This is a genomic window from Levilactobacillus fujinensis, assembly GCF_003946335.1.
In the GTDB taxonomy this organism is placed as follows: domain Bacteria; phylum Bacillota; class Bacilli; order Lactobacillales; family Lactobacillaceae; genus Levilactobacillus; species Levilactobacillus fujinensis.
Map to the genome: position 1 here is coordinate 1 of NZ_RHNX01000092.1, position 1,588 is coordinate 1,588.

Sequence of the window (1,588 nt, forward strand, 5' to 3'; positions counted from 1 at the left end):
CAGCACCCCTTCTTCCGAAGTTACGGGGTCTTTTTGCCGAGTTCCTTAACGAGAGTTCTCTCGCTCACCTTAGTATTTTCTACTCGACTACCTGTGTCGGTTTACGGTACGGGTACATTCTCTCTGGCTAGAAGCTTTTCTTGGCAGTGTGACTATAGAACCTTCGCTACTTTAATTTCGCTCCTTATCACGCCTCGTACTTCACGAAAATAAGCATTTCACTCATTCTCATACTTAACGCTTAAACATGGATTTCCAGCACCATGCGTTCTTTATCTCCTGCGTCGCTCCTTTGCTCGTAACGATTAAATGCAGTACAGGAATCTCTACCTGTTCCCCATCGGCTACGCCTCTCGGCCTTGTCTTAGGTCCCGACTTACCCTGGGCGGACGAACCTGCCCCAGGAAACCTTAGTCATTCGGTGGATAGGATTCTCACCTATCTTTCGTTACTCATACCGGCATTCTCACTTCTAAAAGCTCCATTTGTCCTCACGGTCAAACTTCACCGCCTTTAGAACGCTCTCCTATCACGTAGTGTCTTCCACTACATCCACAGTTTCGGTACTATGCTTAGCCCCGGTAAATTTTCGGCGCAGCGTCACTCGACTAGTGAGCTATTACGCACTCTTTCAATGATGGCTGCTTCTGAGCCAACATCCTAGTTGTCTACGCAACTCCACATCCTTTTCCACTTAGCATAGATTTTGGGACCTTAACTGGTGATCTGGGCTGTTTCCCTTTCGACTACGGATCTTATCACTCGCAGTCTGACTCCCGAAGATAGATACATGGTATTCGCAGTTTATCTGGATTCAGTAACCCCTGACGGGCCCTTCGTCCAAACAGAGCTCTACCTCCATTATCCTTTCTTCGAGGCTAGCCCTAAAGCTATTTCGGAGAGAACCAGCTATCTCCAAGTTCGTTTGGAATTTCACCGCTATCCACAATTCATCCCAGCAATTTTTAACTTACACGGGTTCGGTCCTCCAGTGCGTTTTACCACACCTTCAACCTGATCATGGATAGGTCACTTGGTTTCGGGTCTACATCAACTAACTATCTCGCCCTCTTCAGACTCGCTTTCGCTCCGGCTCCATCTTTTCTGATTTAACCTCGCTAATTAACGTAACTCGCCGGTTCATTCTACAAAAGGCACGCCATCGCACTTTAATGTGCTTTGACTATTTGTAGACACACGGTTTCAGGTTCTTTTTCACTCCCCTTCCGGGGTTCTTTTCACCTTTCCCTCACGGTACTGGTTCACTATCGGTCACTAGCTAGTATTTAGCCTTACGAGATGGTCCTCGCTAATTCAACCGGAATTCCTCGTGTTCCGGCCTACTCAGGATACTGCTAAGTGCGCTCATAATTTCGCTTACGGGGCTCTCACCCTCTCTGGCCTACCTTCCCAGATAGTTCTGCTATTACTTGCGCTCCTACATCGCAGTCCTATTACCCCAAATGATAAATCACTTGGTTTAGGCTCTTTCCTCTTCGCTCGCCGCTACTAAGGAAATCGATTTTTCTTTCTCTTCCTGCAGCTACTTAGATGTTTCAGTTCACTGCGTCTTCCTTTACCAGCCTAT

Annotated in this window: 1 rRNA gene; it reads right to left on the reverse strand. The window is 47.2% G+C overall.

The annotated features are described in order from the left end of the window. A 23S ribosomal RNA gene (locus tag EKM89_RS13865) occupies nucleotides 1-1,588 on the reverse strand; the annotation flags it as partial.